This is a genomic window from Thalassospira profundimaris (genome assembly GCF_003326675.1).
Classification (GTDB): Bacteria; Pseudomonadota; Alphaproteobacteria; order Rhodospirillales; family Thalassospiraceae; genus Thalassospira; species Thalassospira aquimaris.
Map to the genome: position 1 here is coordinate 223356 of NZ_JPWF01000003.1, position 20240 is coordinate 243595.

The 20240-nt window shown below is 52.8% G+C and carries 17 protein-coding genes and 2 tRNA genes; 10 read left to right on the plus strand and 9 right to left on the minus strand.

The annotated features are described in order from the left end of the window. Window positions 1-138 precede the first annotated feature (138 nt). Complete coding sequence (locus tag TH19_RS05865) at window positions 139-879, plus strand: DUF6969 family protein (RefSeq protein ID WP_114101407.1); 741 nt, start codon at window positions 139-141, stop codon at window positions 877-879. 79 nt (window positions 880-958) lie between these two features. On the opposite strand, the gene TH19_RS05870 is transcribed toward TH19_RS05865, so the two are convergent. After that, on the minus strand, window positions 959-1357 hold the full coding sequence (locus TH19_RS05870) for a c-type cytochrome (protein ID WP_114101408.1): 399 nt from the start codon (window positions 1355-1357) through the stop codon (window positions 959-961). A 357-nt stretch (window positions 1358-1714) separates the two neighbouring features. Between TH19_RS05870 and spbR the strand changes: the two genes are divergently transcribed. Further along, complete coding sequence (gene spbR / locus TH19_RS05880) at window positions 1715-2851, plus strand: SpbR family protein (RefSeq protein ID WP_114101410.1); 1137 nt, start codon at window positions 1715-1717, stop codon at window positions 2849-2851. A gap of 149 nt (window positions 2852-3000) precedes the next feature. On the opposite strand, the gene TH19_RS05885 is transcribed toward spbR, so the two are convergent. From TH19_RS05885 to TH19_RS05905, 4 genes are all read right to left on the minus strand, one after another. After that, complete coding sequence (locus TH19_RS05885; protein ID WP_114101411.1) at window positions 3001-4392, minus strand: TRAP transporter large permease; 1392 nt, start codon at window positions 4390-4392, stop codon at window positions 3001-3003. 21 nt (window positions 4393-4413) lie between these two features. Then, the gene (locus TH19_RS05890) at window positions 4414-4998 is read right to left on the minus strand and encodes a TRAP transporter small permease subunit (protein WP_114101412.1); all 585 of its coding nucleotides are present in this window, start codon (window positions 4996-4998) and stop codon (window positions 4414-4416) included. 111 nt (window positions 4999-5109) lie between these two features. Next, window positions 5110-6171 carry a TRAP transporter substrate-binding protein gene (locus tag TH19_RS05895; protein ID WP_114101413.1) on the minus strand — a complete coding sequence of 354 codons (1062 nt, stop codon included), beginning with the start codon at window positions 6169-6171 and terminating at the stop codon, window positions 5110-5112. A 554-nt stretch (window positions 6172-6725) separates the two neighbouring features. Then, window positions 6726-6802: transfer RNA gene (locus TH19_RS05905), tRNA-Pro, on the minus strand. A gap of 566 nt (window positions 6803-7368) precedes the next feature. Here TH19_RS05905 and TH19_RS05910 point away from each other — a divergent pair. Both TH19_RS05910 and TH19_RS05915 read left to right on the plus strand, forming a co-directional pair. Then, window positions 7369-8649, plus strand: coding sequence for a diguanylate cyclase (locus TH19_RS05910; protein WP_114101415.1), 1281 nt, complete (start codon window positions 7369-7371; stop codon window positions 8647-8649). Next, window positions 8630-9451 carry a substrate-binding periplasmic protein gene (locus tag TH19_RS05915; protein ID WP_220151695.1) on the plus strand — a complete coding sequence of 274 codons (822 nt, stop codon included), beginning with the start codon at window positions 8630-8632 and terminating at the stop codon, window positions 9449-9451. Before TH19_RS05910 ends, TH19_RS05915 begins: the two co-directional genes overlap by 20 nt. Before the next feature lie 100 nt (window positions 9452-9551). Here the strand turns inward: TH19_RS05915 and TH19_RS05920 are convergent. Together TH19_RS05920 and TH19_RS05925 are read right to left on the minus strand one after the other, a co-directional pair. Continuing rightward, window positions 9552-9628: transfer RNA gene (locus tag TH19_RS05920), tRNA-Pro, on the minus strand. A 99-nt stretch (window positions 9629-9727) separates the two neighbouring features. Continuing rightward, window positions 9728-10765 carry a polyprenyl synthetase family protein gene (locus TH19_RS05925; protein WP_114101417.1) on the minus strand — a complete coding sequence of 346 codons (1038 nt, stop codon included), beginning with the start codon at window positions 10763-10765 and terminating at the stop codon, window positions 9728-9730. A gap of 252 nt (window positions 10766-11017) precedes the next feature. On the opposite strand from TH19_RS05925, the gene TH19_RS05930 reads away from it, so the two are divergent. From TH19_RS05930 to ppdK, 6 genes are all read left to right on the plus strand, one after another. After that, the gene (locus TH19_RS05930; protein ID WP_114101418.1) at window positions 11018-11278 is read left to right on the plus strand and encodes a putative signal transducing protein; all 261 of its coding nucleotides are present in this window, start codon (window positions 11018-11020) and stop codon (window positions 11276-11278) included. 24 nt (window positions 11279-11302) lie between these two features. Further along, complete coding sequence (locus TH19_RS05935) at window positions 11303-12088, plus strand: tRNA1(Val) (adenine(37)-N6)-methyltransferase (protein ID WP_114101419.1); 786 nt, start codon at window positions 11303-11305, stop codon at window positions 12086-12088. A gap of 75 nt (window positions 12089-12163) precedes the next feature. Then, window positions 12164-12388, plus strand: coding sequence for a hypothetical protein (locus TH19_RS05940; protein WP_114101420.1), 225 nt, complete (start codon window positions 12164-12166; stop codon window positions 12386-12388). Between the two features lie 250 nt (window positions 12389-12638). Continuing rightward, a complete protein-coding gene (locus TH19_RS05945) occupies window positions 12639-13529 on the plus strand; it encodes a glycine--tRNA ligase subunit alpha (RefSeq protein ID WP_114101421.1) in 891 nt (296 codons plus the stop codon). 3 nt (window positions 13530-13532) lie between these two features. Continuing rightward, complete coding sequence (gene glyS / locus TH19_RS05950; RefSeq protein ID WP_114101422.1) at window positions 13533-15596, plus strand: glycine--tRNA ligase subunit beta; 2064 nt, start codon at window positions 13533-13535, stop codon at window positions 15594-15596. A 74-nt stretch (window positions 15597-15670) separates the two neighbouring features. Beyond that, the gene (ppdK, locus tag TH19_RS05955; protein WP_114101423.1) at window positions 15671-18337 is read left to right on the plus strand and encodes a pyruvate, phosphate dikinase; all 2667 of its coding nucleotides are present in this window, start codon (window positions 15671-15673) and stop codon (window positions 18335-18337) included. A gap of 52 nt (window positions 18338-18389) precedes the next feature. On the opposite strand, the gene TH19_RS05960 is transcribed toward ppdK, so the two are convergent. Next, a complete protein-coding gene (locus TH19_RS05960) occupies window positions 18390-19085 on the minus strand; it encodes a hypothetical protein (RefSeq protein ID WP_114101424.1) in 696 nt (231 codons plus the stop codon). 124 nt (window positions 19086-19209) lie between these two features. Then, window positions 19210-20124 (minus strand): CAF17-like 4Fe-4S cluster assembly/insertion protein YgfZ, encoded by a 915-nt coding sequence (gene ygfZ, locus TH19_RS05965; protein WP_114101552.1) that lies wholly within the window; start codon window positions 20122-20124, stop codon window positions 19210-19212. Between the last annotated feature and the right edge of the window lie 116 nt (window positions 20125-20240).

The following is a 20240-nucleotide window of genomic DNA, read 5'->3' on the forward strand; positions in this document are numbered from 1 at the left end:
TTGTTTTGACGGAACATTGTTGCAAACCTACGTGAAATCACTAAGTCTTGATCGGTGTTCATTCGCATGACCGGATGAATGCCGATAGTTCTGCCTTTGCGCACATTCTGAGCGGATCGCAAACAGGCTGGTGAGTGTATGACTGCTATTGAAATCGACTGGACGTCTGTCCCGACCGCCCAACTGGAAAAAATGTTGGCCGCCGGTCGCGATGTTATGGAATGCCATCGCGTTTTGACGGCGACCGGCGATAACATTGTTGGCGAACTGATCAAAGGGGCCGGATCATTTTATGAATGGTCGCATTACCCCGAAGGCGATGTCTATGACCGGCAATCCCATGCCCAGTTTTATTATCATGCCCATCCCAAGGAAGAGCGTCGTGAATGGGATGAACATGGTCATTTCCATACCTTCATGCGTCCGCGCGGCATGCCTGACAATTGCCAACCCAAACAGCTAGATGGGTTTGAATTCCCCGAAGGACCAAACGATGCGCTTTCGCATCTGGTGGCTTTTTCGATGGACGAGTTCGGTTTTTGCCAGCGACTTTTCACAACAAATCGGTGGGTAACCGGCGAAGTCTGGTATGACGCCGATGATGTGATCAGTATGCTTGACGGATTTCTGATTGATCACGCCCAGCCGTCCTGGCCGGTTAATCGATGGGTTTCGGGGATGATGGTTTTGTTCCGTCCGCAGATCGAGGAACTGGTTCGCTTGCGCGATGTGGCGGTCACCAATTGGCAGGAAAAGTATCCGGACCGTGACGTTTATGAAGATCGTGACCTTGAAGTAACATCGACAGAAGATGTCACAGTTGTCGATCAGATGCGGGCAATTGGCGAGGAATTGGGACGCAGGCGTCAGACAGCCTGAGGTAAGCCTTGGGCAGCTTCGATAATGTTATATGAAAATGGCCGGTTTCGATGAAACCGGCCATTTTTGAATTCGGACGTTACTTCGTTTTCAGATACTCAATGACATCTGCGATTTCGTCATCTTTCTTGAGTTTGAAGGTCATTTTAGAGCGCTGTTTAGAACCCGCAACTTCGCTGAGCTTTTCTGACGGATCTTTAAGGTATTCAGTCAGGAATGCTTCGTCAGCGACAAAGCCCTTTTCACAAGCGGCCAGATAGCCCTTGCCGTACTTATAACCGTCAACAGTGCCGCATTCGCGGTTAACCGCGCCAGCCAGACTCGGTCCAACCTTGTTCACGCCTGCATCCGTGCTGTGGCAGGCCGCGCAACGTTTGAACAGCTTTTCACCATTTGCCGCATCGCCGGCAATGGCCGGTGCCGTTGCAAGGATGACCAGAGAACTGGCGACAAAAGAAAGTTTGCGCAAATAGGTCATTATGGGTCTCTCTCTTGGTTCTTCATTAAACGGGGCTCTTTGCCTCAGGCTATCACGCTATCAGGTAAACGCCAGGTCAACGAGCTGACGCCATTTCGAAAAAGAGCATTCGCATCCGGTATTGGAAAATCGCAATGACATTTACCATATCAGATGTATCTGGCTCTTGAGCTTCATCAATTCGCAGTGATGATGTTCTTATTTGATCTTGTATATAGGGACGGAAAAGCTCAGGACGTATGAAAATCAGGAACTTGTCGCCTGTTTTGGGAAAATGTGTTTGTCGATTTAATGCCAAAAGTATAATCTGCTTGTGCGAATTGGCAGCCAGTTGAGAAGCGTGCCAGGAGATATCTATTGCCACGTATCACAAAAGACGATCTGAACAAGCTGGTTCAGGACCCTTCGGGGCAAAACCGTGCTGAGACAGCCGACAAGATTAGCCGCGAGTTTTCCACGGATGCGCTCTCTGATAGTGAACGTGTTCTGGCCGAAGATATCTTTCGTCTGATGATCCGCGACGCCGAGGTTCGGGTGCGTAAAGCGCTTGCCAAGAACCTTGCGCAGACACCACTTGTTCCGCATGACGTTGCCGCAACCCTTGCCCGTGACGTGGACGAGGTGGCACTTCCGGTTCTTGAGTTTTCCGAAGTTCTGAATGACGACGATCTGGTCGATATCATTGGGGATAACGCCGATAGTGTCGAAAAGCAGCGTGCGATTGCATCGCGTGCCTATGTCTCCGAAGTCGTTTCCGCGACACTTGTTGATATCGGCCACGAAGATGTGATGGTCGACCTGATGTCCAACCAGGGGGCGGAGATCAGCGAGATTTCGCTTCAGAAGGTTGTGAATGATTTCGGTGATAACGAACGTATCCAGAAACCGATGATCGAACGTAACCATCTGCCGATTACCATCGCAGAACGTTTGGTCACCCTGGTTTCCGAACGCATGCGTTCCCAGTTGATTTCGCGCGGCCACATCCCCGAGGGGATTGTTAATGCCGTCATCACCCAGTCGCAGGAAAGTGCCACAATTGGTCTTCTTGGCGATGGTGTCGAGGATCGCGATGTCGAGTTGCTGGTCGAGCATCTTTACACGAATAACCGTCTTACCAGTGGCCTTATCCTGCGTGCCCTTTGTATGGGCGATGTTTCCTTCTTCGAGGCTGCATTGGCAAAGCGGGCAGGTGTTTCGCTGATCAATACACGCATTCTTATTCATGACAGCGGGCCATTCGGGCTTGAAGCCATCTACAAAAAGGCCAAGCTTCCGGAACATTTCTTCCCCGGTGTGCGCGCAGCGATCGAGGTTGCCCGTGAAACCACCTTTGATGGTGGCGAACAGGACAAGGAACGTTATTCGCGCCGGATGATCGAACGGGTTCTTACCCAGTATGGCGATCTTGGTGTCGAGTTCGATTCCGATGATGTCGATTATCTGATGGGGCGTATGTTGCAGCTGCCAAGTGAACGGGCACTGCATAACTAAGCTGATCTGATTATCACCCGAACACTTTCGGAGCCGCCCGATCATTGATCCGGGCGGTTTTGTTTTGTCTGTTGCGGTCGTGACATGCCATGTGGATAAAAAAAGAGGCGCTGTTTGAAACAGCGCCTCTTTGTCAGATCAGAGATCATTTATTCGAGGAACGTATTTGGCATCCACAATGCCAGTTCCGGGAAATACATGACCAGCAGCAGTCCAAGAACCTGAAGCAGGACAAAGGGAATGATGCCTTTGTAAATCTGCTGGATCGTGATGGATTTTGGCGCCACGCCTTTGAGATAGAACAGGGCGAACCCGAAGGGGGGCGTCAGGAAGCTTGTTTGCAGGTTAACCGCCACAAGAACAGCAAACCATGTAAGAACCTGAGCCTCGGTTGCATCAATGCCACCGATATCAAGGTGATGACCGAAATCAAGCTGGGCAATGACCGGGGCAAAGATCGGAAGAACGATCAGAGTGATTTCGACCCAGTCAAAGAAGAAGCCAAGGATGAAGACGATCAGCATCAGCAGAAGCAAGATGCCCCAGGGACCCAGACCAGCACTATCGACCAGATCAATCACAAGATCATCGCCGCCAAGCGAACGGAAGACATAGGAAAAGACCGTTGCACCGGCAAACAGGAAGAACAGCATCGCACCGGTCAGGGCAGAGCGTTCACAAACATCCTTCAGAACCGGCCATTTCAGGCGACCTTTGACCAATGCCAGGAATGTCGAGCCAACGGCACCAACGCCTGCTGCTTCGGTCGGGGTGGCAAAGCCGGCAAAGATAGAACCCAGTACCAGAACAATCAGGAAGACCGGCGGCAGGAAGCTGCGCAGCATCATCTTGACCAGCTCCATGCCGTGAACGGCTTCGCCTTCCGGCAGGGGCGGGGCAAGAGACGGGTTAATCTGGCAACGGACAAAGATGTAAACCGTATACAAACTTGCCAGAAGCAGGCCCGGAATGATTGCGGCAAGGAACAGGTTGCCAACCGATACGGACAGCAGGTCGGACATCAGAACCAGCATGATCGACGGCGGGATCAGAATGCCTAATGTGCCCGATGCGGCAATTGTCCCGGTTGCAAGGGACGGATCATAGTTGCGACGCATCATGACCGGCAATGCCAGCAGCGTCATCATCACAACCGATGCGCCAATAATGCCGGTGGTGGCCGCCATGATGGTGCCCATCAGGGTGACAGACAGTGCAAGTCCACCCGGAACCTTGCGCAGAAGCATGTTCAGGCATTCCAGAAGATCTTCTGCAACGCCACTTTTTTCAAGCATCGTGCCCATGTAAATGAACATCGGGACCGCGACCATCACCATATTTTCAGAGATGCCGCCCCAGATACGGGAAACGATGTTGAAAAATTCAATAAAGGAGAAAACGTCATAGGCCATGCCAAGGAAGCCGAAGGCGATCCCGATGCCCGAAATGACAAAAGCGACCGGAAGTCCGGTGAAAACCAGAATGCCCAACGAGGCAAACATGATCAGCGGAAACCAGTCTTCGATATAGAAGTTACCCATTTGGATTGATCCCCGTTCGGCTTAGTCGTCGAGCTTGGCGCTGTCGCCAAGGTCTGCGTGGTGAGTGCCAACATAGTAACCGGCACGGCTGTGCAGGTTGGTCGGACCAAAGACAAAGACGAAGCATTTCAGGAAAATCGAAAGCCCCGCCATGGCGAGAAGGCCAAAGCCGATGGGAATCGCGGATTTGATGATCCAGCGATGGGTAAGTCCGGTCGTTGACGCAGACACTTCGTGGCTTTCGAAGGAGCGGGCAACAAAATCAAAACCGAAATAAAGTACCAGTGCACAGAAAGGCAAAACGCACAAAATGCCGCCAAGCATTTCAATGATTGCGCGCGTACGTGGCCGCAAATTATCGCGGATAAGTTCGATGCGAACATGTGAATCGCGAACATATGCGTAGCCAAAGCACAACATGAACAGGCCGGTATGCAGGTGCCATTCAAGCTCTTGCAGCTTGATGGAGCCCTGACCGCCAAATTTGCGCTGGATCACGTCATACATGATGACAATCATCAGGGGGATGGCAAGCAGGGAAGCAAGTTTTCCCACGCGGGTAACAACATTATCAATGCCGTCACTTAATTTAAGTAGTGCTTCCATAGAAGGTCTCCCGGGTCTTTTCTTTCGCGGTCAAGGCCGGGGCGCGGGGGACCCGGCCTTGCCGAGACTTGTTTTTATTGACTGTTTTAACAGTCAGTCAGACCTGTCGGATTAGTCGAGATAACCGATGTCTTTCCAGATTTTGTAGTTCGCACGGAACTCCTGGAGGCTGTCATATGCCATTTTGAAGTTGGCATCTTCAGCCGACAGTTCGGTCGCGACTTCTTCCCATGCACCGCGCATTGCAGACAGCATTTCAGGCGACCATTTCTTGATGTTGACACCTTTTTCTTTGAGCTCTTTCAGAGCTGCAAACTGGATGGCTTCACCTTCGGCGAAACCGTATGCAAGGTTGTCGTTACAAACGGCTTCGATCTGTGCCTGCTGGGTTTTGTCCAGGCCATCCCACTTTTCCTTGTTCATCATCAGATCAAACAGGGTCGACTGCTGGTGCCAGCCCGGGAAGTAGTAGTATTTGGCAACCTGGTGGAAGCCAAGTTTCAGGTCAATCGCCGGCATCGAGAATTCGGTTGCGTCGATGGTGCCCAGTTCAAGCGCCGGATAGATATCGCCGCCTGCAAGGAGCTGGGTCGATACGCCAAGCTTTTCCATGACCTTTGCGCCAAGGCCGAAGAAGCGCATCTTCAGGCCCTTAAGATCTTCAACACTGTTGATTTCCTTGGAGAACCAGCCGGAAGCTTCCGGTGCGATCAGGCCGCAGAACAGCGACTTGATGCCATGTTCGGCATAGAGCTTGTCAAAGATTTCCTGACCGCCGCCAAACTTGACCCAAGCAAGGTATTCACCTGCCTGCGGGCCGAACGGAACGGCACCAAACAGCTGAAGTGCAGGAACTTTACCAGCCCAGTAACCCGGGGTGGAGAAAGCGGCATCGATCGAGCCGGTCGAAACAGCATCGAAAACTTCAAGAGCAGGAACAAGAGCACCTGGCTCATAGAACTTGATCTGGATGTTGCCCCCGGAAACTTCGTCGATCTTGTCATCAACGCGCTTACCAAGCGTACCAAGCTGGGTCAGGCTACCCGGGTAGGTGGAGCCCATTTTCCAGCGAACACGTTCCTGAGCATTTGCATCAGACGGCGCAGCAGAGAATGCAGCTGCGGCAAGAACAGCGGCACAGGTTGCCGACTTGAGCAATTTAGAAAAAGTCATTCGTCTTCCTCCCTAAGAAGTCCGAAATTGGTAATACCACGTGAGGTCGACTACCGCCTTTTGCTTTTATTATTAGGGCGGTTTTCTCCCCGATCTTTATGTTGCAGGGCGAAGCATAAGCGTATTTCGCAAGTATGAGCAAGTTTGTTTCGCCGTTCGCGCAAGAAAATATCTTTTGGGTTGGGTAAAAAACAACTTGCATAACCGAACAAAAGTAGGAAATGCGCACGAAAATGCGCATTTTTCTGCGCCGTGATGCTTTAGTCTTATATCGCTCAAAAAGTTACGATAATTTCGAACCTTGGCCGAATTTCATCGGGCGGGATCGTCATTTCACCATATGGAATCGCGTATGCGATTTTGGTGTTAAAGGGGAAATTTCTGGCTCGAGGTCAGATGGAGCCTGGGTCGATGAAACCCGGCTGGCATGTTTGCAGGTGCAAAATGTTTCGGGAAATATCTGGCCTGAGGGTTCTGTGCGATGACGTCGTTTGGTTCAGAAAACAGGCCAAAATGAAAACGGGCGATCTTTCAGTGAAAGACCGCCCGACTGATGGTCGGAGCGAGAGGATTCGAACCTCCGACCCCTGCCTCCCGAAGACAGTGCTCTACCAGGCTGAGCTACGCTCCGTCAGTGGGCGGATGTTTATCCCTTCTTTCCGGGGGGATCAAGCATAATCCGGCTGCTTCCGGTGAAAAAATTCGATGAAATGTTTTTGCATCGCATAAGGGTTGCCCGGTGGCGAAATACAATCGCCTTTCAGATGTGATTTTCCGCAAGTGCGGTCGCAAAAAGCCGTTCTCAAGGCCCGCAGACGTCAAAACTATCCCCGCAAGGCGTGAATTGATCGGCAAGGATACAGGAAATTTGTAAGGACCGGTCTTGGCGAAGCAGTAATGGCAAGGGAGTGTTTGAGAAGGGGGGAAGCGGAATTTTTGTTAAGTATTTTAATGAGATAGAGAGTGCGTGAGCATTTGTTGATATGGGGATATGCATTGTTTTTTTGAGTAAGGTGCTGAACTGCAACAAAAAAGTCCCCAAGTACCAATAAGCATCACTGGCGCATTCCAGAATGCTCGCCTAATATCTAATATTACGTATCCATTATGTTCCGGGCTGTTTGGCAAGGGGCTGAAATAATTGGGTGACAGATAGATTCGCTATTGCCTGAAATTTGTCGGGAAGTTCTGATTTCGATGCTCACCAGTTTTATTCATCCCAAGAATCTGTCTCAGAAATTGATGCGCGTTATCTTCTCGATTTATCTGGGGGTATCTGCGCTGGTAACCGGTATTCAGTTCTTTACCGAATATGCCAAAACCCAGGATTCAATCCAAAGCGAACTGGTGCAGCTCGAACAAACTGTTCGCGATCCGATTGCGACCAGCCTTTGGCAATATAATCAGAAGCAACTCGACTCTCTTGTCGCAGGGCTTCTGAAGATGCCAATTATCGTTGGTGTCGACATTCTGGATAAAAATGCCAAGGTTCTGGTTTCCAGTCGTTCCTATTCTGATGGTGCTGCGCCCTTGTCGCTTTTTGCGACCGAAACCGAACTGTCCTGGCAGTTGAACGGATCGCAGATCAGACTGGGGACGCTTAAGCTTTATTCGTCATCAGAAGTCGTTCTGGATCGTGTTCTGTTCGGGTTTGCCCTGATTGCGATTACGGCAATCATCAAACTGTCGGTGCTGTTTTTCCTGTTCATCTGGGCGCTTGATCGGTTTCTGGCCAGACCGCTTAAGGAATTGATGTCGCAAGTCGACGAAGTCCAGCTTGGTGACAGGGGGCGGGAGCGGATCAATCTTTCCGTCGTTGAAGAAAACGAAATCAGCAAGCTTCAAAGCCATATGAACAAGATGCTGTGTTCGATGGAAAACGGGCGCAAGAAATTGCTGCAGGACGAGCAGGGCAAACGTGCATGGCTTGAAGATGCTGTTGCCAAACGGACCGAGGAATTGCAGGTCCTGAATGACAAGCTTCGTGAACTGGCAGCCTATGATTCCCTGACTGGCGCATTGAACCGCGGGAACTTTTTTGAAACCGCGAGGCATTTGCTTGCACAGCCACAAAGTCAAAAATCGGCTGCTTCGTTCATTCTGATGGATTTGGATTATTTCAAGTTCATCAATGACACATATGGCCATTTTGTCGGTGATCAGGTTCTTGTCCACTTTACCCGTGCGGTTCAGGCGCATCTTCGAAAGGGTGATCTTCTCGGTCGATTGGGTGGCGAAGAGTTCGCGGTGTTTTTGCCCGATTTGGGGATCGAGGAGGCGGTCGCACTTGCTGATCGTCTCAGGCAATCCATCGGCGAGGCGCGGTTGGTGATCGATGGTCAAAGCATCACCTATACCGTCAGTCTCGGCGTTTCATCGTCGGGCTATGGGGATAAGTCGGTCGAGGAATTGTTCAAGCTTGCAGATGTGAAGCTTTACGGGGCCAAGGAAAAGGGGCGTGACCGGGTTGAAATGTAAGGACAAAAAGCTTTCGTCATTTTTAGGGGCAGTCGCCATTATCGCCGGGATGACCGGAGTTGCGCAGGGCGAAACACTCAAAGTTTGTTATGACCAATGGGCGCCCATGACGATTTTCCCGACCGGTGATGAAGCCGGACGGGGTGTTGTGATTGATATGCTTGATGAAATCTATTCGTCGCAAGGTTACGACATTGAATATTACGAAGTCCCGCTGGCGCGCGGCATTGCCATGGTGGCCGACGGTGATTGCGACATGTTGCCCGAATATGTCTATGTCGCCGAGGCGGAAAAGGATGTGGTCTATGCTGCGGAAAAGACATTTGCCTATACAACGGCCTTTGTGATCCGGCGCCATGATCCCTGGCGCTATGGCGGCGTGAAATCAATGGAAGGCAAGCGCGTCGCAACTGGTCCGGGCTGGGATTACAGTGCGGCCAGTGTCGATTATCAGAATTACATCGATAACCCTGCCAACGAAGCATTTGTAGAAGTGATATCGGGCTATGACGATGTGGTAGACCGCATCTTCACCATGATCAGAGATGGTCGGGTTGATCTGTATGCAGATAATGAGCTTGTCCTGCAATATGTGCTCAATCGCCTGAATATGAAGGATGATTTGCAGGTTGTGCGTCCGGGGCTGGAAGAAAAGCTGGTGGAACGGGCGATCTTTTCCAAGAAAATGTCGGCTGAGCGCCGGGACGAGCTTATCCGGATCTGGAACGAAGGGCGCATCGCCATGAAGGGGGAGAAAGAACAGGCCTTCCTTCAGAAATACGATGTGATGTTCAAGGAATAGGGGAGACCACAGGGCGGGCAACTTTGTGGGCGCTTTGCGTGGTGCGGTCTGAAACGCAAAAGGCCCCGAAACGATTGCTCGTTTCAGGGCCTTTGAATGATGGTCGGAGCGAGAGGATTCGAACCTCCGACCCCTGCCTCCCGAAGACAGTGCTCTACCAGGCTGAGCTACGCTCCGTCATTCTGCGAAGCCGGGTGATAATGGTTTCTGTCAGATGACGCAAGATATTTTTGCGACAATCCGGCGCGACCCCGGCATGCGATGCGGGTATGGCCCTTAGTACGGGCGCGAGATGCAAAATTCGACGGCTTCGATCATGGCATCCTTGATCGCGCCATCTTCAAAGCGCGACAGGGTATCAATCGCCATCTGACCATATTCGCGGGCGCGGTCCATCGATGCATCAAGTGCATCATGTTTACGGATCAGGGTCTGTGCGCGGTCAAGATCGCCGTCTTCAAAATTCTGATCTTCCATGCAGCGACGCCAGAATGCCTTTTCCTCGTCATCGCCCTTGGCATAGGAAATGATGACCGGCAGGGTCACTTTGCCATCGCGGAAATCATCGCCAACGGTTTTGCCAAGTGTTGCCTGATGCGCCGAATAATCCAGAACATCGTCAATCAGCTGGAACGCGGTGCCAAGATAGATACCATAAAGACGAAGGGCTTCTTCGTCTTCGGCCGAACGTTTGGAAATAACCGCACCGATTTGCGATGCTGCACCAAACAGGGCGGCGGTCTTGGCGGTGATTACTTCAAGATAGGCTTCTTCGGTCGTGCCCATGTCATTGGCGGTCGACAGCTGAAGAACTTCGCCTTCGGCAATGACGGCGGATGCCTGTGCCAGAATATCAAGAACGCGCAGCGACCCGGTTTTGACCATCACGACAAAGGCGCGCGCAAACAGGAAATCGCCAACCAGAACACTTGCTTCGTTGCCAAACAAGGCGTTTGCCGATGCCTGGCCACGGCGAAGCTGGCTTTCGTCAACCACATCATCATGCAGAAGCGTTGCGGTGTGGATAAACTCGACACACGCCGCAAGGTCAACTGCATCCGGACCATCGCCATAACCACACAGGCGGGCAGAGGCCAGTGTCAGTAACGGGCGCATACGTTTGCCGCCAGCAGCAACCAGGTGGGTTGCCAATTGCGGAATCAGGGCGACTTCGCTGTGCATGTTGTCGATGATCACCTGATTGACGCGTTTCATGTCGGCGTCGACAAGGTTGATCAGTGAATCAAGGCTCGGTTGAGCCTTAGGCTGCGGTGCGGTATTGGTCACGCTGTATTCCGACTTTTTCAATGGCATCTTCGCTGCCTGAATTCGGCGAAGATTGCAAATAACACCAGGCGGCCTCAACATAGATAGGCCAAGGTATTGTGGTCAAGTGGACAAATGTCATCGGGCTATGCACAAATTTCCTGATAAATTGCGGTTTTGTCAGCAGAATTTCTAAAACTCTGCCCGCAAACCCCTACATTATATTACATATAGTCCATTCCGTTTGTGCCAATCCAAACGGATAGGCGGCGCAGAATGCCAAGTTTCAGGGGATGCCATATGATCGAACTCTTTCGCAGCAACGACCTGATAGAACTAAGCTGGGCGCAATCGGTATTGGCCGATGAAGGAATTTCAAGCCATGTTTTCGACTATCATGCCAGCATCCTTGAAGGATCAATCGGGGCTTTGCCACGTCGCTTGATGGTCGATGAAGAAGTCGAAAGCCGGGCAAAATACATTCTCGATATTGCCAGACGCGATCTTGATGCGCATAACGCTGCCCAGAGTTTATCCCCCGATGCCATGGCATCCGAATAACCAGCAGGCAGGACCCTTGTTCCTATGACAGGCGCAGTCGCAGCACCCGAAGTCCCGGATTTCCCCGAAGCGCGGATCAGTCACGATTATCTGCTTGGCGGATCGGTGACTTTAAAACAGCCGGTTGACGGGTATCGGGCGGCGGTCGATGCGGTGTTGCTGGCCGCATCTGTTTCGATCACGTCGCGTCGTGATGAAAAGATTCTCGATGTCGGTGCCGCAGTTGGTTCGGCAGGCCTTTGTGTTGCACGGCGGTTGGAAAGTGCAAAAGTCACCGGGGTCGAGCTTCAGGATGACCTTTATGCGCTGTTTTGTCGCAATGTAGCTGAAAACAACATGGCTGATCGGGTGTGCCCGATCCATGGTGATATCAATAATTCAAAGCTGCCACTGGTTGCCGAAAGCTTTGACCAGGTGATTTCCAATCCGCCCTATTATGCCGGGGGCACGCGCCCGGCCAATGAAAGCCGCGCAACCGCGCATCAGGAAGGCAGTGCGGACCTAAAGGACTGGATCGGTTTTTGCCTTAAGATGGTTCGGCAAAAGGGGCGGATCACCCTTGTTCATCGTGCGGACCATCTGGACCGGATCATTGGACTTTTGCATGGGCGCGCAGGCGATATGACAGTTTACCCGATCTGGTCCAAGGCGGATTCCGATGCGCCATTGCGTGTGATCGTCTCGGCCCGAAAAGGGGTGGCGTCACCATTGACCATGCGGCGCGGCCTTGTTCTGCATGATGCGGCGGGTGTCTATTTGCCCGAAACCGACGTTCTTTTGCGCAATCCTTTGCCATTGCCCGGTTTCTAATTTGTGCAGACTTGCCTATAAGTGCGACATGGATGCGTTGCGCAACGCAGATTCTATGGTGTTTTGGGAACGGACATGCTGAGCTTTTCTAAGATCATCTTTACCGCCTTGGTCATTGTTGTAGTCTGGCAAGGCTTCAAGCTGTTTAACCGCTCCAAACAGGTTTCGGGCAATGAACAGCCCAAGCAAACCCGTCACCATAAAAAAGAACAATCCGGTTCGGTCGCACAGGAAATGGAAAAATGCCCCGATTGCGGCGTTTACCATGCCGAAGGTTCGTCGCATCGTTGTGACGCCTGATTTCGATTTTTCCTGCATGTGAACAAAAGCATCCGGGGCTTAGACTTTGGGTGAAATTGCGTGAAATTTGCTTGGAAATTCGGTTCGGATCGTTGATCTGTGTTGCTGCAATGCGGCATCAGAAGGGCGACCCGGATGCAAGGGTTGCAAATTCAGCGTGTCTCAGGGCTTTTGCGTTCTTGACCGCGACGGGGCAGGGCGGTAGCTTGCCGCCTTAAATTTACAGAAACAGTAATAGAGAGTTCGCGCCATGGCGCTCGACGGGTCGCAACGTCCCCCTTCATTCCAGGAAATCATTCTTCGACTGCAAAGCTATTGGGCTGATCAGGGATGTGTCATCCTTCAGCCATATGACTTGGAAGTCGGTGCCGGTACGTTCCATACCGCGACGACCTTGCGCGCGCTTGGACCGGAAACCTGGAATGTTGCGTATGTGCAGCCGTGCCGTCGTCCGACTGATGGTCGCTATGGCGAAAACCCGAACCGTTTGCAGCATTACTACCAGTTCCAGGTTCTGATGAAGCCGTCACCGGCCAATTCGCAGGATCTGTATCTTGGCTCGCTGAAGCATCTGGGCATTGACCCGATGGCCCATGACATCCGCTTTGTCGAGGATGACTGGGAAAGCCCGACCCTTGGTGCATGGGGCCTTGGCTGGGAAGTTTGGCTTGACGGTATGGAAGTCACCCAGTTCACCTATTTCCAGCAGGTCGGCGGTTATGAATGTAACCCGGTTCCGGTCGAGCTGACCTATGGTCTGGAACGTCTGGCGATGTATATCCAGGGCGTCGAAAACGTCTATGACCTTGATTATAACGGTCAGGGCGTGACCTATGGCGAAGTGTTCCTTCAGAACGAAGTTGAACAATCGACCTATAACTTTGAAGTCGCGAACACCGATATGCTGTTCCAGCACTTCAAGGATGCACAGGCCGAGTGTGCGGTGAATATCGAACGCGGTCTGGCACTTCCGGCCTATGAGCAGGCCATGAAAGCAAGCCATCTCTTTAACCTTCTTGATGCGCGCGGCGTAATTTCGGTTACCGAACGTGCGGCCTATATCGGCCGTGTTCGTGACATGTCGAAATCCTGCTGCGAGGCGTGGCTGCGGTCGCGCGGCCATCTGAAAGAGGAGGCATAAGTTATGGCCGAGTTGCTGCTTGAACTGTTTTCTGAAGAAATCCCGGCCCGTATGCAGGCTAATGCCATCAATAAGTTGGCTGAAACCGTGACAGGTTGGCTAAATGGTGCTGGATTGACATACGACAAGGTTGAAACCTTTGTTACCCCTCGTCGTATGGCGCTAGTTATAGATGGCTTGCCTTTGAAACAGCTGGATGTGCGTGAAGAACGTCGAGGACCACGCTCCGATGCCCCGGAAAAAGCGATTAACGGGTTCCTTGCGGGCAATGGTGTAACCCTCGAGCAGTGCGAAAAGCGCGACACCCCGAAGGGCGTCTTCCTGTTTGCCATCGTCGAACAGAAAGGCCGCAAAACTGAAGAAGTTTTGAGACAGGGTATTGAAGATGCGATGGCAGTTTTGCCCTGGCCGAAATCAATGCGCTGGGCAGATAACAAGGTTCGCTGGGTCCGTCAGCTTGACCGTATCCTGTGCCTGTTTGATGGCAAGGTGATCCCGGTATCCTATGGTCCGGTAACGGCTGGTGACACCACCCGTGGTCATCGCTTCCTTGCACCGGCTGAATTCAGCGTTGCCAATGGCGCGGAATACAAGGAAAAACTGCGCGCTGCCAAGGTCATGATTGACCGCGAAGAGCGCAAGCAGGTCATCCTTGACGGTGCCAAAAAACTGGCCGCGGCCGAAGGTTTTGAACTTCTTGAAGATGCAGGTCTTCTTGAAGAGGTTTGTGGTCTGGTTGAGTGGCCGGTTCCGGTGATGGGCAAGGTCGACGACCAGTTCATGGATATCCCGCGCGAGGTTCTGGAAACCTCGATGCGTGAACATCAGAAATACTTCGTTGTTGAAGACAAGGACGGCAAACTTGCCGCACGCTTCATCACCGTTTCGAACATGGTCACCGCCGACAACAACGCCAAGATCATCGCCGGTAACGAACGTGTTCTTCGTGCGCGTTTGCACGATGCCAAATTCTTCTGGGATCAGGATCGGAAAGTGACGCTGCAATCGCGTCTGCCGAAACTTGATAACATCGTCTTCCACGCCAAGCTTGGTTCACTTGCCGAACGCGTATTGCGTTTGCGTGGCCTTGCGCGTGAACTGTCTGCCGACATTCCGAATTGCGATGTCAAACTGGCAGACCGTGCGGCAGAAATCGGCAAGGCCGATCTGGTGTCGCAGATGGTGTTCGAATTCACCGAACTTCAGGGACTGATGGGTAAATACTACGCCGAAAATGACGGCGAAGCCCCGGAAGTCGCCAATGCCATTGCAGAACATTATGCACCTGCCGGTCCGTCGGATAGCTGTCCGACCGCCCCGGTTTCGGTTGCTGTTGCATTGGCAGAGAAGCTCGATACCCTTGCCGGGTTCTTTACCATCGATGAAAAGCCGACAGGTTCGAAAGACCCGTTTGCACTTCGTCGTGCGGCATTGGGTGTCATCCGTCTGGTTCTGGAAAACGGTTTGCGTTTGCCGCTGCGTCGCGCATTTGCATTTGCCGTCTCCCAGTATCCGGCAGCCATTCGTCGTGACGAGGCGGTTGAAGACCTTATGGCCTTCTTTGCTGACCGCCTGAAAGTCCATCTGCGTGAACAGGGTGTGCGCCATGATCTGGTGTCGGCCGTGTTTGCACTGGATGGCGAGGACGATCTTGTCCGCCTGCTGGCCCGTGTTGAAGCGCTTTCCGATTTTGTCTCTGGTGAAAGCGGCGTCAACCTTATGGCTGGCTACAAGCGTGCGTCCAATATTCTGCGCATCGAAGAGAAAAAGGACGATACGTCCTATGAGGCGGACGTTTCCGCATCTCTTCTGAGCGAGGAAGAAGAACGCAAGCTGTATGAGGCGCTCATTGATGTCCGGCATAAAGCCCTGCCACTTCTGCGTGACGAGGATTATGCCGCGGCTATGACCGAATTTGCGCGGTTGCGTGAACCGGTCGATGCATTCTTCGAAAAGGTCACGGTAAATAGTGACAATGCAGACGAACGAGCCAACCGTCTTAAGCTGTTGGCGCAAATTCGCACTGCGTTGCATGACATTGCCGACTTCTCGAAGATCGAGTCATAAATAGGTCAAGGTTGCGGGGCTTTCCCCATCCGGGGAGGCCCAAAGGGGCCTCGACCAGATGAGGAAAAGGCAAGATGACCAAGTGGGTGTACGGTTTCGGTGGCGGTAGCGCCGAAGGCCGTTCGGATATGCGTGAACTTCTGGGCGGCAAGGGCGCGAACCTTGCCGAGATGAGTAATCTCGGACTTCCTGTTCCGCCCGGCTTTACCATTACAACCGAAGTTTGCACGGCGTTTTACGATAATGACCGTGCCTACCCGGATGGTCTTGATTCCGAGGTTGAAGGCGCGCTGGCTGCTATTGAAAAGCTGGTCGGGCGCAAATTTGGCGATGCCAAGGACCCGCTTCTTGTTTCCGTGCGTTCCGGGGCTCGTGCCTCGATGCCGGGCATGATGGACACGGTTCTTAACCTTGGTCTGAATGACGAAACCGTTGAAGGCCTTGCAAGCGTTTCCGGCGACCGTCGTTTTGCCTATGACAGCTACCGCCGTTTCATTCAGATGTATGGGGACGTCGTTCTGGGCGTCGACCATTACCATTTCGAAGAAATCCTTGAAATCCACAAGGAAGACAAGGGCTATTCCCTTGATACCGAAATGGGGGCCGATGACTGGGCCGAGGTTGTTGGCCAATTCAAAAAGAAAGTCCAAAGCGAACTGGACGCACCATTCCCGCAGGACCCGCGCGAACAGCTTTGGGGGGCCATCGGCGCCGTATTCGGTAGCTGGATGAATGCACGTGCCAACACATATCGTCGTTTGCACAACATCCCGGCAAGCTGGGGAACTGCTGTCAACGTTCAGGCCATGGTCTTTGGCAATATGGGCGATGATTGTGCGACCGGCGTTTGCTTCTCGCGCAATCCGTCGACCGGTGAAAACCGTTTCTATGGTGAATATCTGATCAATGCGCAGGGTGAAGACGTGGTCGCGGGCATCCGCACCCCGGCACCGCTGACCAAGATCGAACGCGAAGAATCCGGTTCTGATCTGACATCAATGGAAGAAGCCCTTCCGGGTGTGTTTGGCGAACTTTGCGATATCCGCGACAAGCTTGAATCCCATTACCGCGACATGCAGGACATGGAATTTACCGTTGAGTCGGGCAAGCTTTATATGCTTCAGACCCGTGCGGGTAAACGTACCGCCAAGGCGGCCCTTCGCATCGCGGTTGAAATGTGCCGCGATGGTGTGATTTCACAGGAAGATGCCTTGCGTCGCGTTGACCCGGCACAGCTTGACCAGTTGCTTCATCCGACCCTTGATCCCGATGCGGAACGCAAGGTTGTCGGCATGGGCCTTCCGGCATCGCCGGGGGCGGCGTCTGGTCAGATCGTGTTTTCTGCCGAATCTGCCGAAGAATGGGTATCGAACAAGGGCCGCAAAGTCATTCTGGTGCGTATCGAAACCAGCCCCGAAGATATTGCCGGTATGCATGCCGCCGAAGGCATCCTGACATCACGCGGTGGCATGACCAGTCACGCCGCTGTCGTGGCACGTGGTATGGGAACGCCATGCGTTTGCGGCGCCGGATCGATCAAGATCGACTATGCCAACAAGACTATGGTTTCCGGCGGTGTTACCCTGAAAGAAGGGGATGTCATCACCCTTGATGGCAGCACCGGCGAAGTCATGCTGGGCGAGGTTGCGACCCTTAAGCCCGATCTGTCTGGTGATTTTTCCCAGTTGATGGAATGGGCCGATGGCGTGCGTCGCCTGAAGGTCCGCACCAACGCCGAAACCCCGGATGATGCCGAAACCGCACGTGGTTTTGGTGCGGAAGGCATTGGTCTTTGCCGGACCGAGCATATGTTCTTTGATCCGGCACGTATCATTTCCATGCGCGAGATGATCCTGGCCGAGACAGAACAGGGCCGTCGTACCGCACTGGACAAGCTTCTGCCCTATCAGCGTCAGGACTTCATTGATCTGTTCCGGATCATGAAGGGCCTTCCGGTGACGATCCGTCTGCTGGATCCGCCGCTTCATGAATTCCTGCCCCATGGTGATGCCGAAATCGCCGAGGTGGCAAATGCCGCCGGTGTGTCCGAGGCCATCGTCAAGCGACGCTTGCTTGATCTTGCCGAAGCAAACCCGATGCTTGGTCATCGTGGTTGCCGTCTTGGCATCAGCTATCCTGAAATCTATGAAATGCAGGCGCGCGCGATCTTTGAAGCCGCAATTGAAGTTTCAAAGGATGGTGGTGATCCGGTGATCCCGGAAATCATGATCCCGCTGATCGTTGGCAAAAAGGAACTTGAAATCCTCAAAGCAGCGATCATCAAGGTTGCGGCCGATGTCGAAACCGAAAAGTCGGCAAAGCTGAACTTCCTTGTGGGCACCATGATCGAATTGCCGCGTGCGGCCCTGCGCGCCGGTGAAATTGCCGAAGAAGCCGAATTCTTCAGCTTTGGCACCAACGATTTGACCCAGACGACCTTTGGCCTTTCACGTGATGACGCGTCGCGGTTCCTCGATACCTATATCGCCAAGGACATCTTTGCTGGTGACCCGTTTGTGTCGCTTGATCAGGACGGTGTCGGCGAACTTGTTGGTTTGGCCGCCGAACGCGGTCGTGCGACCCGTGGTGACATCAAGTTGGGTATCTGTGGTGAGCATGGCGGTGATCCGGCGTCTATCGCGTTCTGCGAAGCACAGGGGCTTGATTATGTATCCTGTTCGCCATACCGCGTACCGATTGCGCGTTTGGCGGCCGCACAGGCAGCCCTTGGTCGCAAATAAGCGCGACGGGTAAAATAGATTTATGCAACGGTGGCAGGGAAACTTGCCGCCGTTATTTTTTGCCGAACTGTGAGTCTGGATCGTTGCGTTGCGCGATATGTTTCATGATCAGCATCCCGCCAACCGAAAGACCAAGTAACAACAGGATAATCCCGCCGATCTTGAACATCTTTTCGTAAAGAAGTCCGCGGTGGAATTCTGCTTCCTGAAGATCGGTCATATGGGAAATCACTTCGTCCATATGGACACGATAGCGTGTCTCGGCCTTAAGCGTGCTTTCATAACGTACAGCACGCAACAACATGTTCACCCGTTCAACCGCATCGAAATAATTTTCCTCGGTCATGCGTGCCTGGGCGAGGGTCGGCTTTGATGTCGGCTGTTCATCCGGGCCCAGAAAATGGCCGGGATATCCTTTAAGGTCGGGCCATTGGTTTTCAAGGCAATCGCGCACACTGGTCACAAGTGCACCGCATGGAACAATTTTTTGCGGATAGAAGCGCATGAGAACACCCTGCGCCATCTGCTTGATCTCGTTGCCTTTGCGATTGTAGACCTGCGTAACGGTGGCAAGCTCGGCACTGGTTTCGGCAATCGACATGTCGGAAACCGGCTTTTTGCTGATACCCGGCAGGGCTTGTTCTGCAAAAGCGGGATGTGAAAGTGCTGACAGAACGCAACAAACTGCGATCCATGCGATCATCAAGGGAGCTGCCCGACGCAGTTTCAGTGCGAATACCTGTTTCATTCTGGTCTTAACATAAGTGCTTTCCGTTCTTTCGAACAGATCAGAATATGAAACGGGTCCCGAATTTCGGGACCCGTACTGCACGCACCGTACTTTGCAAATGGCGCAATTCTGTGGCCGGGGGTCACGCCGCCGTTTCGGGTAGTTTCACCCAGTCCGGCACCGAAATCGTGATTTTGGCATCACCGGCAACAAGATCGGCATCCTCGCCAACCCGTTCCAAGCGGATCAGGGCGAGGCCTGCCGATCCGTGAACGGAACGAATTGTTCCGGCTTCCTTGTCACCATTCATGATAAGGGTGCCGGTTTCCGGGGCCGGGCCATCAATCGCGATCGGCAACAGGCGCTTGCGCACAAGGCCGCGATATTTGGTGCGGGCGGTCAGTTCCTGCCCCATATAGCAGCCCTTTTTGAAATCGACCCCGCCAAGCTCTTCAAAGCCGTTTTCAAGCAGGATGGATTTCTCGATTTCAAGTTCTTCGCTGCCATTGGGCAGGCCAAGGGTCACACGAAGCTTGTGATAACTTTCCGCATCACTTTCGGCAGCACCGATTGCTGCCATTTCAGCCAAACTGTTTTTTGGCAGCAGAACGCGTGCGCCCATCGCACTCAGGCGCGGATCAACGGCCTTGATGCCATCGGCGATGCGGCCGGTTGTGCCCGGTGCAGTGTCATCAAACAGATTGGTCAGGGCATCTTTGCCGAACACGGCGATGACGTCGTAGCTGTCGGTGACATCTGCCAGTTCCGCCTTGGCGCGCAATTTGTACATGCGCAGCTTTTTGAAAAGATCGGCCGCACGTTCACCATTTTCACCACGTTCGCATTCGATCAGAAGGCTGTCTTCATCCTGTTGATAGACAAAGAAATCGAACAGGAATTTACCCTGCGGGGTTAACAGCGCGCCATATCCCGACTTGGTCGCAGATACGGTTTCGATGTTGTTTGATACCAGCCCTTGCAGAAAGCTGACGCGATCCGGTCCGCTGATGCGGATGACGGCGCGATCATTCAGAACGGCGTAGAAAGACTCACTCATAATTTTATCGGCTCCGATCTGTCGGATTTGTTTGGGCGAAATGTGGGGCAATCGGGGGAATTTCGCAAGGGCAGACTGCGGGTATAAAGCCCGGTCACATGCAAGAAAAGCCTTCA

Excerpts from the sequence above, each read along its gene's own strand:
- TH19_RS05865 (WP_114101407.1), top strand. The coding sequence starts at position 139 with ATGACTGCTATTGAAATCGACTGGACGTCTGTCCCGACCGCCCAACTG.
- TH19_RS05870 (WP_114101408.1), bottom strand. The coding sequence starts at position 1,357 with ATGACCTATTTGCGCAAACTTTCTTTTGTCGCCAGTTCTCTGGTCATC.
- TH19_RS05885 (WP_114101411.1), bottom strand. The coding sequence starts at position 4,392 with ATGGGTAACTTCTATATCGAAGACTGGTTTCCGCTGATCATGTTTGCC.
- TH19_RS05890 (WP_114101412.1), bottom strand. The coding sequence starts at position 4,998 with ATGGAAGCACTACTTAAATTAAGTGACGGCATTGATAATGTTGTTACC.
- TH19_RS05895 (WP_114101413.1), bottom strand. The coding sequence starts at position 6,171 with ATGACTTTTTCTAAATTGCTCAAGTCGGCAACCTGTGCCGCTGTTCTT.
- TH19_RS05910 (WP_114101415.1), top strand. The coding sequence starts at position 7,369 with ATGCTCACCAGTTTTATTCATCCCAAGAATCTGTCTCAGAAATTGATG.
- TH19_RS05925 (WP_114101417.1), bottom strand. The coding sequence starts at position 10,765 with ATGCCATTGAAAAAGTCGGAATACAGCGTGACCAATACCGCACCGCAG.
- TH19_RS05930 (WP_114101418.1), top strand. The coding sequence starts at position 11,018 with ATGATCGAACTCTTTCGCAGCAACGACCTGATAGAACTAAGCTGGGCG.
- TH19_RS05935 (WP_114101419.1), top strand. The coding sequence starts at position 11,303 with ATGACAGGCGCAGTCGCAGCACCCGAAGTCCCGGATTTCCCCGAAGCG.
- TH19_RS05940 (WP_114101420.1), top strand. The coding sequence starts at position 12,164 with ATGCTGAGCTTTTCTAAGATCATCTTTACCGCCTTGGTCATTGTTGTA.
- TH19_RS05945 (WP_114101421.1), top strand. The coding sequence starts at position 12,639 with ATGGCGCTCGACGGGTCGCAACGTCCCCCTTCATTCCAGGAAATCATT.
- glyS (WP_114101422.1), top strand. The coding sequence starts at position 13,533 with ATGGCCGAGTTGCTGCTTGAACTGTTTTCTGAAGAAATCCCGGCCCGT.
- ppdK (WP_114101423.1), top strand. The coding sequence starts at position 15,671 with ATGACCAAGTGGGTGTACGGTTTCGGTGGCGGTAGCGCCGAAGGCCGT.
- TH19_RS05960 (WP_114101424.1), bottom strand. The coding sequence starts at position 19,085 with ATGAAACAGGTATTCGCACTGAAACTGCGTCGGGCAGCTCCCTTGATG.
- ygfZ (WP_114101552.1), bottom strand. The coding sequence starts at position 20,124 with ATGAGTGAGTCTTTCTACGCCGTTCTGAATGATCGCGCCGTCATCCGC.